21 protein-coding genes are annotated in these 25,431 nt (G+C 73.0%); 7 read left to right on the top strand and 14 right to left on the bottom strand.

Annotation, left to right across the window (positions count from 1 at the left end):
- Positions 1-142 precede the first annotated feature (142 nt).
- A complete protein-coding gene (locus AOM04_RS09320; protein WP_062464522.1) occupies positions 143-2,590 on the top strand; it encodes a DNA gyrase/topoisomerase IV subunit A in 2,448 nt (815 codons plus the stop codon).
- Between the two features lie 148 nt (positions 2,591-2,738).
- Here the strand turns inward: AOM04_RS09320 and AOM04_RS09315 are convergent, their stop codons facing one another.
- From AOM04_RS09315 to AOM04_RS09295, 5 genes are all read right to left on the bottom strand, one after another.
- Positions 2,739-3,557, bottom strand: a complete 819-nt coding sequence (locus tag AOM04_RS09315) for a hypothetical protein (protein ID WP_062464521.1) — start codon at positions 3,555-3,557, stop codon at positions 2,739-2,741.
- Complete coding sequence (locus tag AOM04_RS09310) at positions 3,554-3,910, bottom strand: hypothetical protein (protein ID WP_062464520.1); 357 nt, start codon at positions 3,908-3,910, stop codon at positions 3,554-3,556. The genes AOM04_RS09315 and AOM04_RS09310 overlap by 4 nt, the downstream gene beginning before the upstream one ends.
- A 25-nt stretch (positions 3,911-3,935) precedes the next feature.
- The gene (locus AOM04_RS09305) at positions 3,936-5,225 is read right to left on the bottom strand and encodes a threonine/serine exporter family protein (RefSeq protein WP_062464519.1); all 1,290 of its coding nucleotides are present in this window, start codon (positions 5,223-5,225) and stop codon (positions 3,936-3,938) included.
- Between the two features lie 108 nt (positions 5,226-5,333).
- A complete protein-coding gene (locus AOM04_RS09300; RefSeq protein WP_062464518.1) occupies positions 5,334-5,783 on the bottom strand; it encodes a hypothetical protein in 450 nt (149 codons plus the stop codon).
- The gene (locus AOM04_RS09295) at positions 5,780-7,885 is read right to left on the bottom strand and encodes a DNA gyrase/topoisomerase IV subunit B (protein ID WP_062464517.1); all 2,106 of its coding nucleotides are present in this window, start codon (positions 7,883-7,885) and stop codon (positions 5,780-5,782) included. The genes AOM04_RS09300 and AOM04_RS09295 overlap by 4 nt, the downstream gene beginning before the upstream one ends.
- Positions 7,886-7,982: 97 nt before the next feature.
- Between AOM04_RS09295 and AOM04_RS09290 the strand changes: the two genes are divergently transcribed.
- Positions 7,983-8,831, top strand: a complete 849-nt coding sequence (locus AOM04_RS09290; protein WP_062464516.1) for a TspO-related membrane protein — start codon at positions 7,983-7,985, stop codon at positions 8,829-8,831.
- Positions 8,832-8,837: 6 nt separating this feature from the next.
- On the opposite strand, the gene AOM04_RS09285 is transcribed toward AOM04_RS09290, so the two are convergent.
- Positions 8,838-9,308 carry a GNAT family N-acetyltransferase gene (locus AOM04_RS09285; protein ID WP_156160681.1) on the bottom strand — a complete coding sequence of 157 codons (471 nt, stop codon included), beginning with the start codon at positions 9,306-9,308 and terminating at the stop codon, positions 8,838-8,840.
- 1 nt (position 9,309) lies between these two features.
- Positions 9,310-9,660, bottom strand: coding sequence for a hypothetical protein (locus tag AOM04_RS09280; protein ID WP_062464514.1), 351 nt, complete (start codon positions 9,658-9,660; stop codon positions 9,310-9,312).
- 85 nt (positions 9,661-9,745) lie between these two features.
- Between AOM04_RS09280 and AOM04_RS09275 the strand changes: the two genes are divergently transcribed.
- Positions 9,746-11,197, top strand: a complete 1,452-nt coding sequence (locus AOM04_RS09275) for an alanine/glycine:cation symporter family protein (protein WP_062464513.1) — start codon at positions 9,746-9,748, stop codon at positions 11,195-11,197.
- Between the two features lie 207 nt (positions 11,198-11,404).
- On the opposite strand, the gene AOM04_RS09270 is transcribed toward AOM04_RS09275, so the two are convergent.
- Positions 11,405-12,808 (bottom strand): RNA polymerase sigma factor, encoded by a 1,404-nt coding sequence (locus AOM04_RS09270; protein ID WP_174447669.1) that lies wholly within the window; start codon positions 12,806-12,808, stop codon positions 11,405-11,407.
- A gap of 204 nt (positions 12,809-13,012) precedes the next feature.
- Positions 13,013-13,999: a DUF4192 domain-containing protein gene (locus tag AOM04_RS09265; RefSeq protein WP_062464512.1), complete on the bottom strand. Its 987-nt coding sequence runs from the start codon at positions 13,997-13,999 to the stop codon at positions 13,013-13,015.
- A 118-nt stretch (positions 14,000-14,117) separates the two neighbouring features.
- On the opposite strand from AOM04_RS09265, the gene AOM04_RS09260 reads away from it, so the two are divergent.
- Positions 14,118-15,170 (top strand): polyprenyl synthetase family protein, encoded by a 1,053-nt coding sequence (locus tag AOM04_RS09260; RefSeq protein WP_062464511.1) that lies wholly within the window; start codon positions 14,118-14,120, stop codon positions 15,168-15,170.
- A 17-nt stretch (positions 15,171-15,187) separates the two neighbouring features.
- Here AOM04_RS09260 and AOM04_RS09255 read toward each other — a convergent pair whose 3' ends face one another.
- Entirely contained in the window at positions 15,188-15,538 is a 351-nt protein-coding gene (locus tag AOM04_RS09255) for an Rv2175c family DNA-binding protein (RefSeq protein ID WP_062464510.1), read from the bottom strand.
- Positions 15,539-15,651: 113 nt separating this feature from the next.
- On the opposite strand from AOM04_RS09255, the gene AOM04_RS09250 reads away from it, so the two are divergent.
- Both AOM04_RS09250 and pknB read left to right on the top strand, forming a co-directional pair.
- Entirely contained in the window at positions 15,652-17,007 is a 1,356-nt protein-coding gene (locus AOM04_RS09250; RefSeq protein ID WP_062464509.1) for a lytic transglycosylase domain-containing protein, read from the top strand.
- A gap of 99 nt (positions 17,008-17,106) precedes the next feature.
- Positions 17,107-19,062, top strand: a complete 1,956-nt coding sequence (gene pknB, locus AOM04_RS09245; RefSeq protein WP_062464508.1) for a Stk1 family PASTA domain-containing Ser/Thr kinase — start codon at positions 17,107-17,109, stop codon at positions 19,060-19,062.
- Positions 19,063-19,133: 71 nt separating this feature from the next.
- Here the strand turns inward: pknB and AOM04_RS09240 are convergent, their stop codons facing one another.
- From AOM04_RS09240 to AOM04_RS09225, 4 genes are all read right to left on the bottom strand, one after another.
- Positions 19,134-20,513: a class II 3-deoxy-7-phosphoheptulonate synthase gene (locus tag AOM04_RS09240; RefSeq protein ID WP_062464507.1), complete on the bottom strand. Its 1,380-nt coding sequence runs from the start codon at positions 20,511-20,513 to the stop codon at positions 19,134-19,136.
- A 4-nt stretch (positions 20,514-20,517) separates the two neighbouring features.
- The gene (locus AOM04_RS09235) at positions 20,518-21,717 is read right to left on the bottom strand and encodes a pyrophosphate--fructose-6-phosphate 1-phosphotransferase (protein ID WP_062464506.1); all 1,200 of its coding nucleotides are present in this window, start codon (positions 21,715-21,717) and stop codon (positions 20,518-20,520) included.
- 82 nt (positions 21,718-21,799) lie between these two features.
- Positions 21,800-22,513, bottom strand: a complete 714-nt coding sequence (locus tag AOM04_RS09230; RefSeq protein ID WP_062464505.1) for a lysophospholipid acyltransferase family protein — start codon at positions 22,511-22,513, stop codon at positions 21,800-21,802.
- A 6-nt stretch (positions 22,514-22,519) separates the two neighbouring features.
- Positions 22,520-23,482, bottom strand: a complete 963-nt coding sequence (locus AOM04_RS09225; protein ID WP_062464504.1) for an ROK family glucokinase — start codon at positions 23,480-23,482, stop codon at positions 22,520-22,522.
- 88 nt (positions 23,483-23,570) lie between these two features.
- On the opposite strand from AOM04_RS09225, the gene AOM04_RS09220 reads away from it, so the two are divergent.
- Positions 23,571-25,364 (top strand): AMP-dependent synthetase/ligase, encoded by a 1,794-nt coding sequence (locus AOM04_RS09220; protein ID WP_062464503.1) that lies wholly within the window; start codon positions 23,571-23,573, stop codon positions 25,362-25,364.
- Positions 25,365-25,431: the final 67 nt, after the last annotated feature.

Genomic DNA, 25,431 nt, shown 5'->3' with positions numbered 1-25,431 from the left:
CTCACCTTCGTGGGCACCCGACCCCCGCCGTCCCCAGGGACGATGCGCGGGTCGCGCCGGGCGGCCGCGAGCCTGTCCGCCGGTGTCGGACGGGCGCGAGACAATACGGGCTGGACCCGACCCCGATGGAACGAGGTGGCAGATGACCGACGCACCCGACGCGCAGATCGTCGATATCGACGTGAGCGCCGAGATGGAGGCGTCGTTCCTCGAGTACGCGTACTCGGTGATCTACTCCCGCGCGCTCCCCGACGCCCGCGACGGCCTCAAGCCGGTGCAGCGCCGCATCGTCTACATGATGCAGGACATGGGCCTGCGCCCCGAGCGCGGCTACGTGAAGTCGGCCCGCGTGGTCGGCGAGGTCATGGGAAAGCTGCACCCGCACGGCGACAGCGCGATCTACGACGCGCTCGTGCGCATGGCGCAGTCCTTCTCGCTGCGCCTGCCGCTGGTCGACGGCCACGGCAACTTCGGCTCGCTCGACGACGGCCCGGCCGCGTCGCGCTACACGGAGTGCCGCCTCGCGCCCGCGTCGCTGGTGATGACGGAGAACCTCGACGAGGACGTCGTCGACTTCGTCCCGAACTACGACAACAAGCTCCAGCAGCCCGCCGTGCTGCCCTCCGCCGTGCCCAACCTGCTGGTCAACGGCGCCGCGGGCATCGCGGTCGGCATGGCGACCAACATGGCGCCCCACAACCTCATCGAGGTCGTCTCGGCCGCGCGCCACCTGCTCGCCAACCCCGGCGCCACGCTCGAGGAGCTCATGCGCTTCGTGCCCGGGCCCGACCTGCCCACGGGCGGCAAGATCGTCGGCCTCGAGGGCGTCAAGGAGGCCTACGAGTCCGGCCGCGGCAAGTTCATCACGCGCGCCACCACCCGCATCGAGAAGGTCACGGCACGCCGCCAGGGCATCATCGTGACCGAGCTGCCCTACATGGTGGGACCCGAGAAGGTCATCGAGAAGATCAAGGACGGCGTCTCGTCCAAGAAGCTCGACGGCATCTCCGCGGTCACGGACCTCACGGACCGCCACCACGGCCTGCGCCTCGTCATCGAGGTCAAGAACGGCTTCAACCCCGAGGCCGTCCTGGAGAAGCTGTACAAGGTCACGCCGCTCGAGGAGTCCTTCTCGATCAACAACGTCGCGCTCGTCGAGGGCGAGCCGCGCACGCTGGGGCTCAAGGAGCTCCTGCGCGTGTGGGTGGAGCACCGCCTCGACGTGGTGCGCCGCCGCTCCGCCTTCCGGCTCAAGGCCCGCCAGGACCGCCTTCACCTCGTGGACGGCCTCCTCATCGCGATCCTCGACATCGACGAGGTCATCCAGATCATCCGGTCGTCGGACGACACGGCGACGGCGCGCTCGCGCCTCCAGACGGCGTTCGACCTGTCGGAGATCCAGGCCGAGTACATCCTCGAGCTGCGCCTGCGCCGCCTCACCAAGTTCTCGCGCCTCGAGCTCGAGAACGAGAAGGCGCAGCTGCTCGCCGAGATAGCCGAGCTCGAGGAGATCCTCGGCTCACCCGCCGTCCTGCGCGACGTGGTGGGCCGCGAGATGGATGCCGCGGCGGCCCAGTACGGCACGCCGCGCCGCACGATCCTGCTCGCGGACGGCGGCGCCGTGTCGTCGGCCGCGGCGGTCGCCGCCGGTGGCGCGCGAGCGGGCGCGAAGGCCCCCGCGCTGTCCCTCGAGATCGAGGACACGCCCTGCTACGCGATGCTGTCGACCACCGGCCTGGTGGCGCGCACCGCGGAGGACGAGTCGCCCGCGCGCGAGGGCCGCCGCTCGCCGCACGATGCCCTGCGCAGCGTGGTGCACGCGTCCGCCCGCGCCGACGTGGGCCTCGTGACGAGCCTCGGGCGCATCGTCCGCCTGTCGCTGCTCGACGTGCCCGCGCTCCCGCCGAGCCAGGAGCCCCCGTCGCTCGGGGGCGGCACGCCCGTCGCGGAGCTCGTGGGCCTGGAGCGAGGCGAGGAGGCCGTGGGCCTCGTGCCGCTCGACGGCACCACCCCGCTCGCCATGGGCACGCGCCAGGGCGTGGTCAAGCGCGTGAAGGCCGACGACATCCCGAACAAGGACGCGTGGGAGGCCATCTCGCTGGCCGACGGCGACGTCGTGGTGGGCGCGGGCGCCGCGGCCGACGGCGACGACCTCATCCTCATCTCCGACGACGCGAACGTGCTCCACTTCGACGCCAAGAACGTGCGGCCTCAGGGCCGCGCCGGCGGCGGCATGGCGGGCATCAAGCTGGCGGCGGGAGCCAAGACGATCTTCTTCGGCATCGTCCGCGCGGGCACCGAGGGCGCGGTCGCGACCATCGCGGGCCCGTCCGACGGCCTGCCCGGCACGGCCGCGGGCTCCGCCAAGTGGACGCCCCTGGCGGAGTTCCCGCCCAAGGGACGCGCCACGGGCGGCGTGCGCGCGCACCGCTTCCTCAAGGGCGAGGACACGCTGCTCCTCGCGTGGGCCGGCCCCACTCCCCCGCGCGCCGCGACGGCCGCGGGTCAGCCGATCGACCTGCCCGCGGAGCCGGGCAAGCGCGACGGCTCGGGCGTGACACTGCCGACCCCGGTCGCGGGCCTGGGCTGAGCCCGGCCGCCCGCCCCGGCCGCCCGCCCCGGCCGACCGCCCGGCCGCCCGCCCCGCGCTCAACCGCCGTACAAGCGGACCCTGACGCCGCATCGTCCCTGATCCGACCGGCCACGGGTCGGATCATGCGCCGGTCGGTGACGGCCGGTCAGGGGGTGGCCGGCGGTGCCGCGGCGCCGCGTCTCTCGCGCAGGCGCACCGTGTCCCCCACGAGCACCACGTCACCGCGGAAGAAGCGCAGCAGCCACAGGACGGCGTCGACGTTCGCGTCGTGCTGGATCCGCGCCGGGGCGCCGTCGCCGGCGCGCGTCGAGCGCCGGCCGATCACGTCGAGCACGGAGTGCACCGCGACGCCGTACTGGCCGCGCAGCACGGTCTCGAGCGGCCGCGCGACCTTGCGCCGCCTCACCTTGACGCCGTAGCCGCCCGCCTCGACGTCGGCACGGTGGCCCACCTCGGCGGCGCGCCGCACGTACAGCCCCTTCTTGGGCAGCACGCGCGCGACGGACACGCCGCGGCGCATGGCGATCTCGAGGGCGAAGGCGAGCCCCCAGCCCGAGGCCTCGCCGGTGTTGGACAGGACGGCGACGTCGCCCGGCACCTCGTGGGGGCGCATGACGATCACGGCCACCGTCGGGTGCCCGCGGTCGGCGGCGTCGATCGCGCCGTTGACCGCGAGGTGGAGGAAGCGGCGCCGACGCAGCGGCTCGGGCACGGCGAGCAGCACGCAGCCGCGCTCGGCGGCGCTCACGATCGCCTCGCGCACGTCGCCGCGCACCAGCCCGCCGTCCTCGATCGCGAGGCCCGGCACCACGGCGCGGAACCGCTCTGTCGCGTCGAAGAGCGCGTCGGTGCTGAGCAGGACGAGCGTCGTTGCGGCGCGCGCGATGCGGTCCACCGCGCGGTCGCTCAGCCGGTGGCCGTCGAGCACGGCGATGCGGCGCGTCGCCTCGAGGACCCCGGTCACGCCGCGGCCGCCGCGAGCACGCCGAGGCGGGACTCGACGACCGCCTCCCACTGGCGCGCGCGTCGCCGCGTCTCGACGAACCCGAGACCCGCGGCGCCCGCGCCCGCCCACGCCCAGCCCGCCGCGGCCCGACGGCCCGTCAGCGCGAGCACCGCCCCGGCGACCGTGCCCTGCACCACGCCCCCGAGGGGGCCCGCGTAGGAGCGCGCGTACGCGAGCATCATGCCCAGCGCGAGGGGCGACTCGCACGCGAGGACGGCCCGCGCATCGTCCGCGGCCAGGCGGCGCGGCACGATGCCTCCGCCCATCCACGGCAGCCCCGGATCGAGCTCCCGGTATCCCGACGGTCCCATGCCGCTCCCCTTCCCGTGCGAGGCCTCAGGCGCGGTCGAACGCCCACTTGGGGTCGGTGACCAATTTCGCGACCACCAGGCCCACCAGGATCGACAGCACCACGAGCACGACCTGCAGGATCGCGCCGATGGTCGCCGTGTAGTCGCCCTCGTTGAGCCGGACCACCGACTGGAAGGCCAGCACGCCGGGGATCATGACCAGCACCGCGGGCACCTGCAGCGTGATGATCGGCGACGCGACGGGCCGCGCGGCGATCGCGACGAGGACGCCCACGAGGACGCAGCCGATCACGGTCGCCATCTGGACCATGACGCCATGGTCGATGAGCAGCAGCCGCGCGGTGTTGGAGACCATGCCGACCACGGACGCCGCCAGCGCCATGCGCCACGGCGAGTTGAACATGAGCGCGAAGCCGAGCACGCCGACGAGGCTCGCGAGCGCCATCACCCCGTAGTGGACGGGGGCGTCGAGCGCGATGGGCTCGCGCGCGCTCGAGTCGAGCGCGCCGATGAGCGTCATCGCCCACACCGACAGCGCGGCCCCGACGATCATCATCGTGGCGAACACCAGGCGCGATATCCCCGCGGAGAAGTCGAGCTTGGCGAGGTCGAGCGCCGCGGTGATGAGCGGGAACCCCGGCAGCAGGAACAGCGTGCACGCGATGTAGCCCGAGGCGTGCACGTCGACCGACGCGCCGAACATCCCGTAGAGCGCGACCGACGCCAGGTAGAGGCCGCACGCGAGGGCCGCGGCGGCCATGGTGGTGCCGAACGGGTTGAAGGACCGATGAGCGAGGGACCGGCGCAGCAGCTGGCCGAAGGTCGCGGCGACGAGCACCGCGAGCACCTCGAGCGGCCGCGCGTTGTTGAGCACCGCGAACGCCGCGCAGGCCGCGCCCGCGGAGATCGCGTTGACGGCGGGGTGGTAGAGCGCGGGCTTGGCCTCGATGCGGTCGAGAGCCTCGTGGACCTCGTCGACCGTGATGGTCTCCGGCAGGGTCGAGCGGAAGTCGTCGAGCAGCTTGATGCGCTCCGCGTTGACGCCGAAGGTGCGCACCTCGGTGACCTCGGTGCGGAAGATCGGACCGCGGTGGGTGGTCGCGGTGATCTCCGTGAGGGTCACGGCGGCCGTGTGACGGTCGATGCCGAGCGCCTTCGCCACCGCCTGCATGGCCTCCTTGACGCGGTAGCTCGCGGTGCCCGAGGCGAGCATGAGGCGGCCGACGCGCAGCACGGCCCCGGACTGGCGGATCAGCTCCACCGGTTCGAGCGAGTACTCGTGGTCCCGGTGCGCGGTCGGGCGGTCGTCTGCCATCTCATCCCTCGTGTCGGTGGCGCGGCGAGGCCGCTGGTGCTCCGGGGACTCCATTGTGGCAAAGGGCGCCGCGCCGTCCAGGACGCCGCGCGGGTGCCGGGGCGGCGCTCAGCGGGGCACGCCGACGCGACGGTGCCAGTCACGGACCCGCGCGAGGCGGGCGTGGCGCAGCGCGGACTCCCCGCGCGCGGCGAGCACCGTGACGAGCGCCCCGCCGACGACGACCGCCGCGACTCCCCCGCCGCTCACGTCGGACAGCGCCGCGATGGCGGTCGCCGCGCCGGTGAACGATGCGGCGAGCGCCGTGAGCGCCCACGTGCCGGTCGCGCGCTCGCGCACCCACAGCTCGTCGAGGAGGTCGAGCTCGCGCTCGGACTCCATCAGCTCCTCCTCGAGGAGCGCGCAGCGGGCCGGCAGGCCCAGCAGGGTCCGCTCGCGGAACACGCTCGCCGACCCCGGCTCGCCCACCTGGGGCGACCGGTGGTAGCCGTACGGGTGCACGGAGCACGGCGGCGCGCCCTCGTGCACCTCGCGGGCGCGGGACGGCAGCCCGCTCACGCGTCGATCCGCGAGTGGTCGAGCGAGGCGGCCCCCGCGATGATGAAGTCGCGGCGGGGCGCGACGTCGTTGCCCATGAGCAGCTCGAACACGCGCTCGGCGGCGGCGGCGTCCGCGCTGGTGACGCGGCGCAGGGTGCGCTTGCCCGGGTCCATGGTGGTCTCCGCGAGCTGGTCGGCGTCCATCTCTCCCAGGCCCTTGTAGCGCTGGATGTCGTCCTTGTACTTGCGGCCCGCGCGCTTGAGGTCGCGCAGGGTCTCCTGGAGCTCCTTCTCGGAGTACGTGTAGATGTACTCCTTCTCGCGGCGCGCCGAGCCCGACACCTCGATGCGGTGGAGCGGCGGCACGGCGGCGAACACGCGGCCCGCGTCCACCATGGGACGCATGTACCGGAAGAACAGGGTGAGCAGCAGCGTGCGGATGTGGGCGCCGTCGACGTCGGCGTCCGTCATGAGGATGATCTTGCCGTAGCGGGCCTGCTCGAGGTCGAACGTGCGACCCGAGCCGGCGCCCACGACCTGGATGATCGACGCGCACTCGGCGTTGTGCAGCATGTCCGTGACGGACGCCTTCTGCACGTTGAGGATCTTGCCGCGGATGGGCAGCAGCGCCTGGAAGTCGGAGCGGCGCGCGAGCTTCGCGGTGCCCAGCGCCGAGTCGCCCTCGACGATGAACAGCTCGGACAGCTCGACGTCGTTCGAGCGGCAGTCGGCGAGCTTGGCGGGCAGCGACGAGGTCTCGAGCGCGTTCTTGCGGCGCGAGATCTCCTTCTGCTTGCGCGCCGCCACGCGCGCGCGCATCTCGGCGACGACCTTCTCGAGGACCGTGTTGGCCTGCGCCTTGGTGTCGCGCTTGGTCGACGTGAGGATCGCGGTGAGCTCCTGGTCGACCACCTTCGCGACGATGCCGCGCACGGGGCCCGTGCCGAGGACCTCCTTGGTCTGGCCCTCGAACTGCGGCTCGGGGATCCGCACCGTGACGACGGCGGTCAGGCCCGCCATGATGTCGTCCTTCTCGATGCGCTCCGCGCCGTCCTTGCCCGTGAGCTTGAGGCGCCGCGCGTTCGCGGAGATCTGCGCGCGCAGCACCTTGACGATGCCCTGCTCGAAGCCGGCGAGATGGGTGCCGCCCTTGGGCGTCGAGATGATGTTGACGAACGAGCGCGCCTCGGTCTCGTAGCCCGTGCCCCACCGCAGCGCGACGTCGACCTGGCACTCGCGCTCGACCTCCTCCGACACGAGGTGGCCGTTGGGCTTGAGGACGGGGACGGTCTCCTTGTACGTGCCCGAGCCGGACAGCTCCCACGTGTCGGTGACCGCGGTGTCGGACGCGATGAAGTCGACGAAGTCCTTGGCACCGCCCTCGTAGCGGAACGTCTCCTCGTGCGGCTCGGCGGGGTTGCGCTCGTCGCGCACCACCAGGGCGAGGCCCGGCACCAGGAACGCCGTCTGACGGGCGCGCGTGATGAGGTCCTCGTAGCTGAACGTGGCGCCCTTGTTGAAGATCTGGCGGTCCGCCCAGTAGCGGATCCGCGTGCCGGTGCGCGCCTTCGCGACCTTGCCCACGATCGCGAGCTCGGAGCCCGTGACGAACGGCACGAACTCGGCATCCGGGCTCGCGCCCGAGGCAGGGTCCCTGAAGTAGCCGGGCTCGCCGCGGCGGAAGCCCATGTGGTGCGTCTGACCGCCGCGGTCGACCCACACGTCGAGGCGCTCGGACAGCGCGTTCACGACGGACGCGCCGACGCCGTGGAGGCCGCCCGACGCGGCGTACGAGCCGCCGCCGAACTTGCCGCCCGCGTGGAGCTTGGTCATGACGACCTCGACGCCCGTGAGCCCCGTCTTGGGCTCGATGTCGACCGGGATGCCGCGCCCCTGGTCGCGCACCTCGACCGAGTCGTCCGGGTGCAGGATGACCTCGATCCGGTCGCCGTTGCCGCCGAGCGCCTCGTCCACCGAGTTGTCGATGATCTCCCACAGGCAGTGCATGAGGCCCCGCGAGTCGGTGGTGCCGATGTACATGCCGGGTCGCTTACGCACCGCCTCGAGGCCCTCGAGGACGGACAGATGCCTAGCGGAGTAGTCGTTCGCCACGGCCGACATCCTAGTTGGGCGCTCCGACGCCGCCGCGCCGCCTCACCGCTCGGGGTGCGGATCCGCGCCGGACGTGACAGCGTTGTGCCTGGCAGGAAGGGAACACATGACCGTGGATGCCGAGGCACGACTGTCCGCCGCCGCCGTCGCGGCGCGGTGCCTCGTGGCGGCGGGCGCGCTGCTCGCGCTCGTCGGCGGCCTGTGGGGCGCCGGGTGGTTCGGCGGCACGCCCGTCGGCGAGGCCGCGGGCGGGGCGCTCGCCTCGGACGCGACGCTCGTGGCGCCGGCCCCGCAGGCGTTCGCGATCTGGGGGGTGATCTACGGCGGGATCGCGCTGTTCGCGGTCGTGCAGGCGCTGCCCGGCCACGGCTCCGGCCCTCGCATCCGCGCCGCGGCATGGCCGATGCTCGGCGCGATGGTGCTGAACTTCGCATGGATCTCTGTGATCCAGCACGGCTGGCTGCTCGCCTCGGTCGCGGTGATGGCGGGGCTCGTCGCGTGCCTCGGGTACGCGGCGGTGGGGCTTGTACGCCGCCGCACCGCGTCGCTGCTCGAGGCCGCCGCGCTCGACCTCCCCGTAGGCCTGTACCTGGGCTGGGCGAGCGTGGCCGCGGTCGCGAACGTCACGGCGCTCGGCGCGTGGTGGCTCGGCTCCGCGCCGGACGCCGGCATGCCCGCCGCGGTGGGCGTGCTGATCGCCGCGACCTTCCTCGGCATCGCCATGTCGCGCGACCTCGCTCCCCGCCCGGTCCTCGCCTGGGCGATGGCGGGCGCGGTCGCGTGGGGGCTGTGGTGGATCGGCGAGGGCCGCCTCCACGGCACCCCGGACGATGCGCTGGTGGGCTGGGTCGCGCGGGCCGGGGCGTGCATCGTTCTCCTGACCGTGCTCATCACCACCGTCGCGGCGACCATCCGGTCCGTGCGCGAGGCGCGCCGTCACCGCCCGCCGGCGTGAGTCCGCCTAGCGGCGGGGACGCAGGCGCTGCGAGGTCATCGCGACGTTGTCGTGCTTGATGAAGAAGCCGAGGTCCTGGTAAAGGTGCAGGCCGGCGGGGCTCGCGTGGAGCTCGACCACCTCGATGCCGCGCCGGTCCGTCTCCTCGAGCAGCGCCTCCATCACGGTGCGGGCGTAGCCCTTGCGCTGGTGCTGCGGCGCGGTCGACACCCACTGGATGTAGCCCATGAGGTGGGCGTGCGCCCCCGGTCGCGCCAGGCGGGGCGCGACGTTGACGAGGCCGCACGCGGCCAGGCCGCCCTCCGGCGCGTCGATGACGACGCCGAACAGGTCCTTGCCGAGCCGCTCGCGCACCATCCGGGTCGACTCGACCGCCCAGGTGGGGGTGGGCTTCGCGCCCACCGCCTTGTACATGAGCGCGCCGAGGTGCACGATCTCGGCCGCGTCGTCCGCGAGCGCCGGGCGCACTCCGGTCACATCAGTGCCAGAAGACGGCGATGACGACGTTGACCAGGGTCAGGCCGCCGACGAGCCAGTACTGCATCACGGGGTTCTCCCGCTTGCGGCTCGACTCGGCGAGGCCGACCACGGCCAGCGCGATGAGGAGCTTGAAGGCGATCTTGACGTGGTCGGGCTCGTGGCCGGAGTCCGCGTTCGCGTAGGCGACGCCGGTGAGCGCGAGCCCCGTGAGGATCTGCGCGCGGGCGCCCCACACCATCGCGGTGGTGATCCGCTTGGTGTCCGCCTTCAGCTGGTCGAGCACCGGGCCCAGGATGGCGGCGACGCCGACGAAGTGCAGGACGAGCAGGGAGTATCGCAGGAAGGTCACGGGACGATGCTACTGCTCCCCCGCCCGCGCATCGTCCCTGCGCATCCGAGCGGGACGCGCCGTCAGCGCCTACGGTGGGACTTCTATGGACGCGCTCGAGCGGTGGGTGGTGCACGCCACCGACACCCTGTGGACCTGGCTGGTCCTGCCGCTCGTCGTCGCGCTCGCGCTGTACTTCACGATCCGTTCCGGGTTCGTGCAGGTGCGCCTGCTGCCGCGGATGCTGCGCGGGCTGACCGACCGGACCCCGACGGACGCGGACGGCAGGCCGCAGTCCCTGTCCGCCTTCCAGGCGTTCACCGTCTCGGCCGCCTCGCGCGTCGGGATCGGCAACATCGCGGGCGTGGGCACCGCGATCGCCGTCGGCGGGCCGGGCGCCGTCGCGTGGATGTGGCTCATGGCGATCTTCGGCGCGGCCACGGCGTTCGTCGAGTCCACGCTCGCCCAGCTGTACAAGCATCGCGACGCCGGGGGCTTCCGCGGCGGGCCCGCCTACTACGTGCAGCGCGGGCTGGGTTCGCGCGCGCTCGGCGTCGTGCTCGCGGTGGTCCTCATCCTCGCCGCGCCGTTCGCCGTGACGATGCTGCAGTCGTTCACCATCGCGGAGACCGTCACGGACAGCTTCACGGGCGGCGCGCCCGGATGGGTGGCGCCGGCGGTCGCGATCGTCGTCGCGGTGCTCACCGCCGCGGTGATCCTCGGCGGCGCCCACCGCATCGCCCGCGTCACCGAGACCGTGGTGCCGGCGATGGCGCTGCTGTACCTGGGGCTCGGCATCGTGATCGTCGCGCTGCACGTGGACGCGATCGGCCCGGTGGTGTCGGCCATCCTCGAGGACGCGGTCACTGGCAGGGCGGTCGCGGGCGGGGCGATCGGCACGGTGATCCTCACCGGCGTCCAGCGCGGCATGTTCTCGAACGAGGCGGGCTTCGGCACCGCCCCCAACGCGGCCGCGAGCGCCGCGACCACGCACCCCGTCAAGCAGGGGTTGGTGCAGACGCTCGGCGTCTACTTCGACACGCTGTTCGTGTGCTCGATCACCGCGTTCATCATCCTGGTGACGCGTCCCGACCTCTCGACGGCGGAGCCGGGCGTCGCGATGACGCACGATGCGGTGGTGGGCTCGCTCGGCTCGTGGGCCGGGGCGCTGCTGTCGGTGATCGTGTTCCTGCTCGCGTTCAGCACCATCCTCGGGCTCAACTTCTACGGCGAGTCGAACATCGAGTACATCACCGAGCGCCGCGCCGTGCTGCTCGCCTACCGGGCGGGCGTCGTCGCGGCGGTGTTGGTCGGCGGGCTCGTGTCGGCGAGCCTCGTGTGGTCGCTCGCGGACCTGCTGCTGGGGGTCCTCGCCCTGCTGAACCTGCTCGCGATCGCGCCGCTGTCGCGGCACGTGTTCCGCCTGCTGCGCCACTTCGGCGACCAGGTGCGCGCGGGTCGCGACCCGGTGTTCACGCGCGACGCGCTGCCCGGCGTGCGGGGCATCGAGGCGTGGGAGGACGAGCGGTCGGTGACCGGCCTCCCGCCGGCGCCGTAGCGGCCGCGTCGCGCCCCGCCCCGCCCCGCCCCGCCGCGCTCCGCCGACAACTGTGAGGATCCACCCCGGAGACCGCCGCCGTCTGCGTAGCGGGATCTCAAAGTTCGCCGGACGACGCGGCGCGCGACACGAGCGGCGGGCCCGCGCTCCGGGAACGACGAAGGCGCCCTCCCCCGACCGGGGAAGGGCGCCTTCGTGCGTGCGGACTCAGTCCAGGTAGTCGCGCAGGACCTGCGAGCGCGACGGGTGGCGCAGCTTCGACATGGTCTTGGACTCGATCTGGCGGATGCGCTCACGCGTGACGCCGAAGACGCGGCCGATCTCGTCGAGCGTCTTGGGCTGGCCGTCGGTGAGGCCGAAGCGCATGCCGACCACGCCGGCCTCGCGCTCGCTGAGCGTGTCCATGACCTTGCTCAGCTCCTCCTGCAGCAGCGTGAAGCCCACGGCGTCCGCGGGGACCACGGCCTCCGAGTCCTCGATGAGGTCGCCGAACTCCGAGTCGCCGTCCTCACCCAGCGGGGTGTGGAGCGAGATGGGCTCGCGGCCGTACTTCTGGACCTCGACGACCTTCTCGGGCGTCATGTCGAGCTCCTTGGCCAGCTCCTCCGGCGTGGGCTCGCGGCCCAGGTCCTGGAGCATCTGGCGCTGCACGCGGGCGAGCTTGTTGATGACCTCGACCATGTGGACCGGGATGCGGATGGTGCGCGCCTGGTCCGCCATCGCGCGGGTGATGGCCTGGCGGATCCACCACGTCGCGTAGGTCGAGAACTTGTAGCCCTTGGTGTAGTCGAACTTCTCGACCGCGCGGATGAGGCCGAGGTTGCCCTCCTGGATCAGGTCCAGGAACAGCATGCCGCGGCCGGTGTAGCGCTTGGCGAGCGAGACGACGAGGCGCAGGTTGGCCTCGAGCAGGTGGTTCTTGGCGTGGCGACCGTCGTTGGCGATCCACTCGAGCTCGCGGCGCAGCTTCGGCGCGAGCTTCTCGCCCGAGCCCAGCTTCTCCTCGGCGAACAGGCCCGCCTCGATGCGCTTGGCGAGGTCGACCTCCTGCTCGGCGTTGAGGAGCGCGACCTTGCCGATCTGCTTGAGGTAGTCCTTCACGGGGTCGGCGGTCGCGCCGGCCGTCATGACCTGCTGGACCGGGGCGTCGTCGTCGCCCGTGCCGAGCACGAAGCCGCGGCTGTCGGACTCCTCCTCCTTGGCGGCGGGCTTGGCCTCGTCGTCCTCGGACTCCTCGCCCTCGACCGCCTCGGTCGCCACGACCTCGGCGTCGTCGACCTCGATCTCGGCCTCGTCGACCTCGACCTCCTCGACGGCCTCGTCGTCGGCGGCCTTGGCCTTCGTGGCGGCGGCGCGGCCGGTCTTGGCGGGCGCCTTCGCGGCACGCTTGGGAGCGGCCTTGCGCGCGGGGGCGGCGGTCGCGTCGACGGCCTCCTCGACAGCCTCCGGGGCGGCCTTCGCGGCGCGCTTGGGCGCGGCCTTGGCGGCACCGGTGGACTTGGATGCGGCTGCGGTAGTCGTGGCCTTACTCCTTCTCGGTTGTGCTGTCGTCGTGGGACAGCGAAGCGTCGGGCGATGCGGGGGTTGCGCGGTCCGGGCGTCGCGGGGCACGTGTCCCCGCACCGACGGAACATCCGTCGGCGCGACCCGGTTGCACTGGCGACACGGCTACCCTCTCGACCTGTCACGGAGTGGATGGTGAGGCCCCGCTGATCGCCTCGCGCAAATCCATTAAAGTGTAACGCGCTTGTCAAGGGATTCGTTCCGCCACGCGGCGCGATCCCCCGTTCTCCGGGACAACGCTTGAGGCGGCCCTCATGCGCCCGAGCTGTCGATGAGGGCGACGACGAGCAGCGCCAGACGATATCCGGGATCGTGATCGAGCGCGATCGCGCACCACGCGCGGGCGGTCCCGGGCTCGCCGCACCACCAGGCGATGACCGCCAGGGTGGCCGCCGGCGCGGCGCACAGGCGGCCGGGCGCGTGCTCGAGGACCTGGGTCAGCGCCGCACGCGTGCGGGCCACGGCGGCGCGATCGGGCGGGCGGGCCGGGCGCATGCCCTGACCGAGCGCGGCGGCGACGGCGGGCGAGTCGCGTCCGGCGAGCGCGTCGGCGACGGCCCGACGCGCGCGCGGCACGAGCATGAGCAGGACGGCGTCCCGGACCCGCACGTCCGCAAGCCCGGCCGCGAGCCCGCCCCACACCGCGGGGCCCTCGGGCCCGTCACCCGCGACCGCCGCCGCCCACCGTCGCGCCGACGTCTCGCGCCAACCGCCCGGATCCGCGTCCCGGCGCGCCTCCCAGCGGCGCGCCGCCCGCGCGGCGAGGCGACGCTCGGTCGCCGGAGCGCGGGACGCCCCCGGATCCGCGCCGAGCCGCGAGGCCGCGACGGCCTCGCGTCGGGCGGCCGGCACCGCCCGCCCTCCCGGCGGGCAGCAGCGCGGGTCCTCGCAGTCCGGGCAGTAGTACCGCTCCCCCGCCACCACCCAGGACTCCACGGCGGCCACCGTCTGCTCGAGCGCGGCCGCGGCCGTCGTGAGCGCGAGGCGTCCTGCGAGGTCGTCCTCCGCGTAGGCGAGCACCACGGCGCGGCGCGCGCCCTCGTGGGCCGCACGCAGGGCGAGCTCATGCGCCGCGTCCCCGCCATCCTCGCCGAGCAGGTCGTCGGCATCGAGGCGCACGATCGCCCCGAGCTCGCCGCGCTCCCGCACGAGCACGGCGACCACGCTGTCGACGGGCGCGAAGCCGAGCAGGGACGGGATGAGCGAGACGAGCTCGCCGGGGCCGGTGATCACTGTCATGCGGTCAGCCTGGGCCGACGCCGGAGGTCCCGCATCGGGCCGCGGCGAATCTGTGGACGATGCGCGCGCCGCCTTGGGCTGGGGACACCGGTCCCGCGCGCGCCCCTACGCTGGTCGCATGCCTGCCGCCGAGGACCCCCGCCCCGCGATCGCCGACCACACCGCGCGCCTGCTGGCGTGGGCCGCGGACGCCATGGCCCCCGCCGGCCCCGCCGCCGCGGACATCGCGACGCAGGTGGCCGCCTCGGCCGAGGGCGGCAAGGCGTTCCGCGGCCGCCTGCTGCTCGCGACGTTCGACGCGTGCGGGGGGACCGATCGCGAGGCTGCGCTCATGCTCGCGGCCGCGCTCGAGCTGTTCCAGACGGCCGCGCTGCTGCACGACGACGTGCTCGACGGCTCCGACACGCGTCGCGGCCGCCCGGCCGCGCACCGGATGTTCGAGGCGCAGCACCGCGACGCGGGCTGGCTCGGGGACGCGGAGGGCTACGGGCGCGCCGGCGCGATCCTCGCGGGCGACGTCACGCTCGTCGCCGCCCTCCGGGGCGCCTCGCTCGCGGCGCGCCGCGCGGGCGACCGCGTCGGCGACCTGTTCGACGAGATGGCGGCGCTCGTCACGGCGGGCCAGCACCTCGACATGCGCGTCGCCGTCTCGCCGCTCGCGGACCTGGCAGGGCTCGAGGAGCGCATCCGCGCCGTGATGCGGTCCAAGACGGCGTCGTACACGGCGGAGTTCCCGCTCGCGATGGGCGCCGCCGCAGCGGGGGCGCCCGAGGAGACCGTCGCGGCGCTGCGCGCGGCGGGCCTCCCGCTCGGCGTCGCGTTCCAGCTCCGCGACGACGTGCTCGGGCTCGTCGGCAGCCCCGAGGTCACCGGCAAGCCCGTGGGCGACGACCTGCGCGAGGGCAAGCGGACGCTGCTCGTGTGGCACGCGCTCACGCACGGCGACGAGGCGCAGCGCGAGGCCGTGCTCGCGGTGCTGGGGCGATCCGACGCGACGCCCGACCGGATCGCGGACGCGATCGCGGCGATCGGGTCCTCCGGCGCGATCGAGGCGGTCGAACGCGAGATCGACGGGCAGGCGACGCTCGCCCGTGCCGCCCTCACCGCCGCGCTCGACGCGCCCGAGGCGCTGCTCGCGCTGGTGGCGGCGGCGGTCGACCGCGCCGCCTGACCGACGGCGCCCGCCGCCTACAGCAGGGTCTGGGCGATGCGACGCACGTGCGCGCGCCGGCCCTCGCGGAGGGCGTCGAGGGGGCTCATGCCGAGCTCGGGCTCGTCCGCCATCAGCCACGCCGCCATCTCGGCGTCGTCCATGCCGGCGTCGCGCAGGAGGGTGAGCGTGCCGCGCAGCGTCGCGAGCACCTCGGGGCCGGCCTCGCCGTCGACGATCACGCCGGCGGGGATCTGCAGCGTCTGACGCTCGCCGCGGCGGACGGCGAGCAGCTCGCCCTCCCGCAGCATCTCGCGCACCCTGCTGGCGGTGGTGCCCAGGCGGTCGGCGAAGTCGGGAACGGTGAGCCAGGCGAGGTCGTCGGTCATGGGTCCAGGGTACTGATCCGGGCGCGCGCCCTTGCGACCGGGCGGCCCCCGGGTTACCGTCACTTTTGTCACATCCGTCACATTGCCCCCATCCCTCACAGCCGGAGGTACGCATGGCAGCGACGTCCACCCCCGCGTCCGCGGCGCGCACCGCCACCACCGCGGCGCTCGTCACCGTGCTCGGCATCGCGACCGCAGACGCGGCAGCCGCCGACGAGCAGCACCGCGTCGAGCCGGGCGACACCGTCTCCGCCCTCGCGCACCGCTACGGGACCACCATCCCCGCGATAGTCGCGGCCAACGACCTCGACGCGCGCGCGACCATCTACGTCGGCACCACCGTCACGATCCCGGACCACCGGGGCGCCTCGGCCCCGGCCAAGGTGACCCACCTGTCCGCCACCTACACGGTCAAGGCGGGCGACACGCTGTCCGAGATCGCGCATCGTCACGGCACGACGGTGGCGCGGATCGCGCGCGACAACCACCTCGCGAACGCGTCCCTGATCTTCCCCGGGCAGCGCCTCACCCTCGGCGGGAACGGCGCGGGCGCGGGAACGGGCGGCACCTCGTCCTCCGCCTCGCACGCGAGCGGCACGTCCACGCAGGCCCGCGCCTCTGCCACCTACACGGTCAAGGCGGGCGACACGCTGTCGGAGATCGCGCAGCACCACGGCACCACCGTCGCGACCCTCGCGCGCGCCAACCATCTCGCGAACGCGTCGCTCATCCGGGTCGGGCAGCGCCTCACGATCCCGGGCGCGAAGCCCGCCGCGTCCCCCGCCGGCGGCGCGAGCGGCTCGACCACCGCATCGTCCACCGCGAGCCGCGGCCACTACACGGTCAAGGCGGGCGACACGCTGTCGGAGATCGCGCAGCGCCACGGCACCACCGTCGCGACGATCGCGCGGGAGAACCGCCTCGCGAACGCGTCGACCATCTACGTCGGCCAGCGCCTGCTCATCCCCGCCACGCCGAAGGCCCTCGTCGGCGACACGTTCGCGGGGCGCACGTACGCCTCGTCGATCGTCGACGCCGCCAACCGCAACAAGGCCACCCTGCTCGCGCGCGCGGTGCCCACGCGCGCCGAGATGCGCGACCTCATCTCGGCCACCGCGCGCCGTCACGGCGTCGACGCGACGCTCGCCCTCGCCGTCGCCTACCAGGAGTCCGGCTTCGACATGCGCGCCGTCTCCCCCGCCAACGCGGTCGGCGTGATGCAGGTCATCCCGACCTCGGGTCAGTGGGCCTCGGACATGGCGGGCCGCCGCCTCGACCTGCTCGACCCGTCGGACAACGTCACGGCGGGCGTCCTGATCCTGCGCTCGCTCACGCGCACCTTCGACAAGGTGGACGATGCGATCGCCGGCTACTACCAGGGCGCGGCCGCCGTGAAGGACCACGGGTACCACTCCGACACCGTCGGCTACGTCGCCAGCGTCAAGGCGCTGATGAGGAGCTTCGGCTGACCCGGCCCCCGCGGCGGCGCGCCGCATCGACCCCCCTCGATGCGGCGCGCCGCTCGGGGACCGCCAGTCCTCTCAGGCGCGCCGCCTAGAATGTGTCCCGTGTCCGACACCCTGACCGATCCGCTCCTCGGCCGCGTCATCGACGGCCGCTACGAGGTGCGCGACCGCGTCGCCGCGGGCGGCATGGCCACCGTGTACCTCGCGTTCGACCGCCGCCTCGAGCGTGAGGTCGCGCTCAAGGTCATGCACCGGCACCTCGAGGTGGACCCCAACTCGCGCGAGTTCGTCGCGCGGTTCCGCCGCGAGGCGAAGGCCGCCGCGCGGCTGACCCACCCCGGCGTCGTGCGGGTCTACGACCAGGGCATCGACGACGACGTGTCGTACCTCACCATGGAGTTCGTCGAGGGCGGGAACCTGCGCGAGCGGCTCCAGCGCATGGGCACGCTGTCGCTGCGGGAGTCGCTCGAGACGCTCGACCACGTGCTCGACGCGCTCGCCTCGGCGCACCGCCAGGGCCTCGTGCACCAGGACGTCAAGCCCGAGAACGTGCTCATCGACGCCGACGGCCGCCCCCGCGTCGCGGACTTCGGCCTCGCGCGCGCCGTCACCGAGGTCACCTCGAGCACCTCCGGCACCATCCTCGGCACGGTCGCGTACCTCGGCCCCGAGCTGATCGCCAACGGGGTGTCCGACACCCGCACCGACGTCTACGCCGCCGGGGTGCTCCTGTACGAGATGATCACGGGCCGCCAGCCGCACACCGGCACCACCGCGATCCAGGTGGCCACCAAGCACGTCCACGAGGACGTGCCCGCGCCGTCGACCGTGGTGCCGTGGCTGCCTGCCGAGATCGACGAGCTCGTGGCGCACCTCACGGCGCGCGAGCCCGACGCGCGCCCCCAGGACGCCGCCGCCGCGCTCCAGCAGGTCCGCCGCGTGGAGGGACTGCTCGACGACCCCACGCTCGACCGCCGCGCCGAGCCGCCGTCCGGCGCGACCCCCATCAGCGCGGACCCCGACGTGACCGCCGTCCTCGCGGCCACCCCCGCGGGCTCGACCGTCGCGCTGCCGATCGGCCTGGGCCACCCGTTCCCGTCCGTGGGCGCCGAGCTCGCGGCGCTGCCCGACGACGACCCGGAGGCCAAGGAGCCCGCCCGCACCGACAGGCGCGCCGGCTGGTGGATCGCGGCGATCCTCGTCGCCGTGCTGGCGCTCGGCGGCGGCGGGCTGTGGTGGTACAACTCCATCGGCCCCGGGGCCTACACCACGGTGCCGTCCGTCGCGTCCGAGACCGAGGACCACGCGAAGACCATCCTCGAGGGCGCCGGCCTGGTCCCCCAGGTGACGCGCGTCTTCGACGACGGGATCGCCGAGGGCATCGTCATCTCCACGGACCCCGGCGCGCAGGCCCGGATCCTCGAGCACGGCACCGTCGCGGTCACCGTCTCCAAGGGCCCGCGCATGACCACCGTGCCCACGCTGGTCGGCGAGTCGGAGAAGGACGCGAAGGCGACGCTCAAGGACCTCGAGCTGCCCGTGGGAGACGTCACGTCGACCTACTCGGACACCATCCCCGAGGGCCAGGTGATGTCCATCACCCCGGCCGCCGGCGAGAGCGTGCGCCACGACACCCCGATCGCGCTCGAGGTCTCCGGCGGCCCCGCGCCGCTCACCGTTCCCGACGTCTCGGGGATGACGGCGGACGATGCGGTGGCCACCCTCGACGACGCCGGCATGGTGGTCTCGGTCGAGCACGCGCGCACCACCGACGCCCCCAAGGGAGAGGTCTTCGCGCAGTCCCCCGCCGCGAACGCGTCGGCGCACCGCACCGACGCGATCACCATCACCGTGTCCGACGGCCCGCCGCTCGTCACGGTCGACGACTACGTCGGCCTCGACGTCGACAAGGCGCTCAAGCAGGCCCAGAAGGACGGGCTCGACGTCACCCTGTACGCGAAGTGGCCGTGGAGCTCGAAGGGCTCGATCGTCGACCAGTCGCTCGTGCCGGGCGCCCAGGTCGAGCAGGGCACGTCGATCGTCCTCATGTACAACTGACGCCGCGCATCGTCCCCTGAGACGCGAGAAGCCCCGTCCTTCCGGACGGGGCTTCTGCGTGAGGGAGCGGGCTACGCCAGCTCCTCCTGCTGCGGCAGGCGCGCCTTATGGCGGGCGAGCAGGTCCGCGACCAGGAACGCCATCTCCAGCGACTGCTGGTGGTTGAGGCGCGGGTCGACCTTGGTCTCGTAACGCCGGGCCAGGCCCTCGTCGTCGATCCGCTCGGTGCCGCCCATGACCTCGGTCACGTCGTCGCCGGTGAGCTCGACGTGCAGACCGCCGGGGACGGTGCCCAGCGCCTCGTGCACCTCGAAGAAGCCCGTGACCTCGTCGAGGATGGTGTCGAACTTGCGGGTCTTGTAGCCCGACTCCGACGTGAACGTGTTGCCGTGCATCGGGTCGGTGAGCCACGTCACCGCGATGCCCGAGTCGCGCACGCCCTCGACGATCCCGGGCAGCGCGTCGCGCACCTTGTCGGCGCCCATGCGGGCGACGAACGTGAGACGGCCGGGGATGTTGTCGGGGTTGAGACGCTCCGCGAGGGCGAGCGCGTCGGCGGACGATGCGGTCGGGCCCAGCTTCACGGCGAGCGGGTTGTGCACCTTCGAGAGGAACTCGACGTGCGCGCCGTCGAGCTGACGCGTGCGCTCGCCGATCCACAGGAGGTGGGCCGAGCAGTCGTACGGCAGGTTCGAGCGCGAGTCGATCCGCGTGAGGGCCCGCTCGTAGTCGAGCAGCAGCGCCTCGTGGCTGGAGAACAGCTCGACCGTCTTGAGCGCGTCGAAGTCGCCGCCCGCGGCGCCCATGAAGCGCACCGCACGGTCGATCTCCTTCGCGAACGTCTCGTACTTGGAGTACGCCGGGTTCGCCGCGAAGCCCTTGTTCCACTGGTGGACGCGGCGCAGGTCCGCGAAGCCGCCCTGGGTGAAGGCCCGGATGAGGTTCAGCGTCGACGCGGACACGTGGTACGCGTCGACGAGGCGGTTCGGGTCCGGGATGCGCTCGTCGGCCGTGAAGCCGGACGAGTTGACGATGTCGCCGCGGTACACGGGCAGCGTCACGCCGTCACGGGTCTCCGTGTCGGACGAGCGCGGCTTCGCGTACTGGCCCGCCATGCGGCCGATCTTCACGACCGGCGTGGAGGCGCCGTAGGTGAGGATCACGGCCATCTGGAGGATGGTCTTGATCTTGTTGCGGATGCGGTCGGCCGTGGCCTCCGCGAAGATCTCGGCGCAGTCGCCGCCCTGGAGCACGAAGGCGTCGCCGCGCGACGCGGCGGCCAGCTGCTCGCGCAGCCGGTCCGCCTCGCCCGCGAACACCAGAGGGGGGACCTGCGTCAGCCGGTCGGTCGCGCGTCGCAGCGCAGCGGCATCGGGCCACTGCGGCTGCTGCCTCGCCTCCTTGGAGAGGTACGAGTCGACGCCCGCCGCCGCCAGGGCAGCCTCGGTCATGTGGTTACGCCTGCCCGATCGCCTCGAGGGTCTCGACGTACCACGGGGTCGTGGTGTCGAACGGCTTGTGGCCCGCGATGCGCGGGAACGGGATCGCCTTGAGGCGGTCGCCGTCCTCCTCGTCGTGGCCGATCACGCCGGGCTCGCCGCGCAGGGCGCACTCGACCGCGTAGTCGGTCATCGACTTGATGAGGCGCAGGTCCTCCGCGTTCGCCGCGGCGGCACGCGAGAAGTAGCCCGACTTCTGGACCATGACCTTCTCGGCGCCCAGCTTCTCCGCGAACTGCTTCGCGAACCACTGGCCGGGGTTGATCTCGTCGAGGCGCACGTGGCCGAACGGGTCGCGCTTGACCTCCTGGCCCGAGGCCTCCATCTCCGCGATGATCTCGGGCACGCCTGCGCCCTCCGACAGGAAGATGTTGACGTTGCCGACCTCGTCCATGACGGCGCGCAGGCGCGCGGCCTCGGCGTCGATGTCGAGCTTCTGCTCGGGCACGTAGACGGCGTGGATGTCCCACCGCTCCTTGGTCAGGCCGATGCCGGGCAGGAAGGTGCGGGTCTCGAGGTCCTCGCGGTACTTCATCGCGGCGGCGGCGGTGAGCCAGCCGCAGGCACGGCCCATGACCTCGTGGATGATGAGCATGCGCGGGCCCGAGCGGTGCTCGCCGATGATGTTGCGGCCGAACTTCGCGGCCTCCTCGGCGGCGGTCCAGGCGCCCAGCGACTGACGGATCGGCACCACGTCGTTGTCGATCGTCTTGGGCAGGCCCACGACGGTGAGGCCGTAGTCGTTCTCGGCCAGGTAGGCGGCGAGGTCGGCGGCGGTGGTGTTGGTGTCGTCGCCGCCGATGGTGTGGAGGACGTCCACGCCGTCAGCCTTGAGCTGCTCCGCGGCGACGGCCAGCGGGTCCTGGCCCTCCTGGACGAGGCCGCGCTTGACGCAGTCGGCGACGTTGGTGAGCTTGACGCGCGAGTTGCCGATAGGCGAGCCGCCGAACTCGTGGAGCAGGCCGGCGTGCTTGCGCACGTCGTCGTCGATCACGATCTTCTTGCCGAGCAGCAGGCCCCAGTAGCCGTGCTCATAGGCGATGATCTCCACCTCGGGGGCGATCTCGGTGTAGCGCTCGATCAGGCCTCCCACCGCGGAGGACAGGCAGGGAGCGAACCCACCGGCGGTCAGGAGTGCAACGCGGCGAACCGTCATGACGGACCTTTCGTCTTTCAACTTGCGGATTTCGTGGTCATTCTAGGCGCGCGCCGACGGGCGCGGCACCGGGACGGGGGACCTACTCCCCCGCCTCCTTGCGGGCTTCCTTGGCGAGCTCACGCTTGACGATCGCGGCGTCGCGCTCGACGTACTCCTGGCCGGACAGTGCCGCGATCGCGGCCATGATCCGGTCGGTGGCCTCGCGCAGCGCGGACCGATCCTCGGCGCGGCCCGTGAACTCGGACAGGTCGACCGCCGGGCCGATCCTGACGCCGATCGGGGTGCGCTTGGGCACCTTCTGCCCGATGGGCTGCGCGATGTGGGTGTCGATCATCGCGACCGGGATGACGGGCGCGCCCGACTCGATCGCGAGGCGCGCGACGCCGGTCTTGCCGCGATACAGGCGGCCGTCGGGGCTGCGCGTGCCCTCGGGGTAGATGCCGAGCAGCTCGCCGCCCTGCACCACCTGGAGGCCCGTGCGCAGCGCCGCCTCGGACGCGCGCCCGCCGCCGCGGTGGACGGGGATGGTGCCGACGCCCTCCATGAAGGCCTTCGTCGCGTACCCCTTGACGCCCTTGCCGGTGAAGTACTCCTCCTTGCCGAGGAACACCACCTTGCGCTTGATCACGACCGGCAGGAACACCGAGTCGGAGAACGACAGATGGTTCGACGCGAGGATCGCGCCGCCCGTCGCGGGGATGTGCTCCTCGCCCTCGACCGCCGGCTTGTAGACGCCCTTGAGGGCGGGGCCGACGAGGACGTGCTTGAAGAGGCGGTAGTACGTGTCGCTCATGGCTTCCTAGCGGTCGGCGGACGCGATGCGCGCGAGGTCGGCCGCGCCGACGATGCCCGCGTCGTTGCCCATCTCGGCCGCGACGATGGGGACGATGGGCCGGTGGCCGCGGGCGGGGAGGTTCTCCTCGAACGCCTTGCGGGCCGGGTGCAGGAGCAGGTCGCCGGCGCCGACGACGCCGCCGCCGATGACGAACAGCTCGGGGTCGAGCGCCGCGGCGAGCGACGCGCAGCCCTCGCCGATCCAACGGCCCAGCTCGGCGAGCAGCTCGACGCCCAGCTCGTCACCCTCGACCGCGGCCTCGGTGACGTGCGGGCCCTTGATGCTCGCGGCGTCGCCACCGGCGAGCTCGAGCAGGCGCGCCGCGCGGACGGGACGCTCCACGGCGGCGCGGCGGGCCTCGCGGGTGAGGGCCGAGCCCGAGGCGTACTGCTCCCAGCAGCCGCGGAGCCCGCAGCCGCACGAGTGGCCGCCCGGAACCACGCGGAGGTGGCCGAGCTCGGCGGCGAAGCCGTACGCGCCGCGCACGAGCTTGCCGTCGACCACCATGGCGGCGCCGAGGCCGGTACCGATGGTGAGGAGCACCATGTTGCGTGAGTCGCGCGCGGCGCCGAAGGCGTACTCCGCCCACCCGGCCGCGTTCGCATCGTTCTCCACGACCACGGCGACATCGTCGCGGCCGATGAGCGCGCCGACGTTCTGCGCGAGGGGGTAGTCGCGCCAGGCGATGTTCGGCGCGAACAGCACGTTCTCCTGGTCGGACGAGACGAAGCCCGCCGCGGCGAGGCCCACCGCGTGGAACTCGTGGTCCACCGCGAGCTCGGCGACCGCATCGGCGATCGCGGCGTCGATGCTCGCCGGATCCTGCGGCTGGGTCTTCCGCTTCGTCTTGGCGATGATCGCGCCGTCCTCGTCGACCACACCGACCGCGATCTTCGTGCCGCCGATGTCTACGCCGATTGCATGCATTCTCTGTTGGCCTTCCGCTACCTCGCTGGGACTCCGTCAAGGCTATCGTCTGAGACGTCACGCCTACTGCCAACGGAGTCCCAAAGACATGACCCAACCCGCACGAGCCGACTACGCACCCAACATCGTCGCGCTGATCTCCGACGCGTGGCGGATCCGCGCGGACCGCGTGGTGATGCGGCACGCCGACGCCGAGGACCGGTGGCTCGACGTGACCGGCGCCGAGGCGCAGGCGTGGGTGACCGCCGTCGCCAAGGGGCTCATCGCGCGCGGCGTCCAGCCGGGTCAGAGCGTGGGCATCATGGCGCGCACCCGCATCGAGTGGTCGATCATCGACGTCGCGGTGTGGACGGTGGGGGCGCTGCCGGTGCCCATCTACGACACGTCGTCCGCGTCGCAGGTCGACTGGATCACGTCCGATGCGGAGATCGCGCTGCTGGTGGTCGAGACGGAGGCCCACGCCGAGCTCGCGCGGGCGGTCGCCGCGGACCCGGAGAGCCCCCTGCGCGAGGTGCTCGTCATCGACGACGGCTGCCTCGAGGACCTGATCGCCGCCGGCGTCGGCATCCCCGACGCGCTGGTGGCGGAGCGGGCCGCGCTCGCGACGCTCGACTCCCCCGCCACGATCGTCTACACGTCGGGGACGACCGGCCGCCCCAAGGGCGTGGCGCTCACGCACCTCAACTTCGTGCGCCACACGTACGGGATCCAGGAGGAGCTCGAGGACGTGCTGCTGCGCGAGGGCGCGAGCACCGTGCTGTTCCTCACGCTCGCGCACTCGCTCGCGCGCCTGGTCGAGGTGGTCCTGCTGGCCTCCGGCACCGTCATCGGCTACTGCCCGGACTCGCGCAAGCTCGTGCCGTACTTCGCGACGTTCCACCCGACGCTCATCCTCGCCGTGCCGCGCGTCTTCGAGAAGGTCTACAACGCCGCCGAGCAGAGCGCGGCCGACGGTGGCAGGGTCGGGATCTTCCGGTGGGCCGCGAGGCAGTCGATCGACTACTCGCGCGCGCTCGAGACCCCGCGCGGCCCGTCGCTCGCGCTGCGGCTGCGCCACCGGGTCGCGGACCGGCTCGTGCTCTCCCGCATCCGCGCGGTGCTCGGCGGGTCCGCGCGCTACGCCGTGTCCGGCTCCGCGCCCCTCGGCGAGCGCCTCGGCCACTTCTACAACGGGCTCGGCCTGCGGGTGCTCGAGGGGTACGGCCTGACCGAGGTCACGGCCGCGTCGCACGTCAACCGGCCCGCGCTCACGAGGATCGGCACCGTCGGGCCGCCGCTGCCTGGCTTCGAGGTGCGCATCGCCGAGGACGGCGAGATCCTGCTGCGCGGCGACATGCTGTTCTCCGGCTACCACCGGAACCCCGAGGCGACGGCCGAGGCCATGCGCGACGGCTGGTTCCACACGGGCGACGTGGGGCACGAGGACGCCGACGGCTACCTCTCCATCACGGGCCGCAAGAAGGAGATCATCGTCACCGCGGGCGGCAAGAACGTCGCGCCCGCCGTGCTCGAGGATCGCCTGCGCGGGTACGCCCTCGTCGGCGAGTGCATCGTCGTGGGCGACGCCAGGCCGTTCATCGGCGCGCTGATCACGCTCGACGCCGAGGCGCTGCCGGGCTGGCTCCGCGGCCACGGGCTTCCCGAGATGACGCCCGCCGAGGCGGCGCGGGACGCCACGGTGCGCGAGCACCTCGACAGGGCCGTGACCAGGGCGAACGGCGCCGTCTCGCGCGCCGAGTCGATCCGCCGGTGGGAGATCCTGGACGACGAGCTCACGGTCGAGAACGGGCGGCTCACCCCCTCCCTCAAGGTGAGGCGAGCCCAGGTGCTCCGCGACTTCGCGGACGACGTCGCGCAGCTGTACGCGCCCGGCGCCCGCTGACGTCATCGGGTGCCGGATGCCCCCGCGCGGGGGGCACCCATGACGGTGGCACCACAACTCGGGGCTG

Source organism: Demequina soli, assembly GCF_000971195.1.
In the GTDB taxonomy this organism is placed as follows: Bacteria; Actinomycetota; Actinomycetes; order Actinomycetales; family Demequinaceae; genus Demequina; species Demequina soli.
This window is presented reverse-complemented; position numbering and strand designations above follow the sequence as displayed.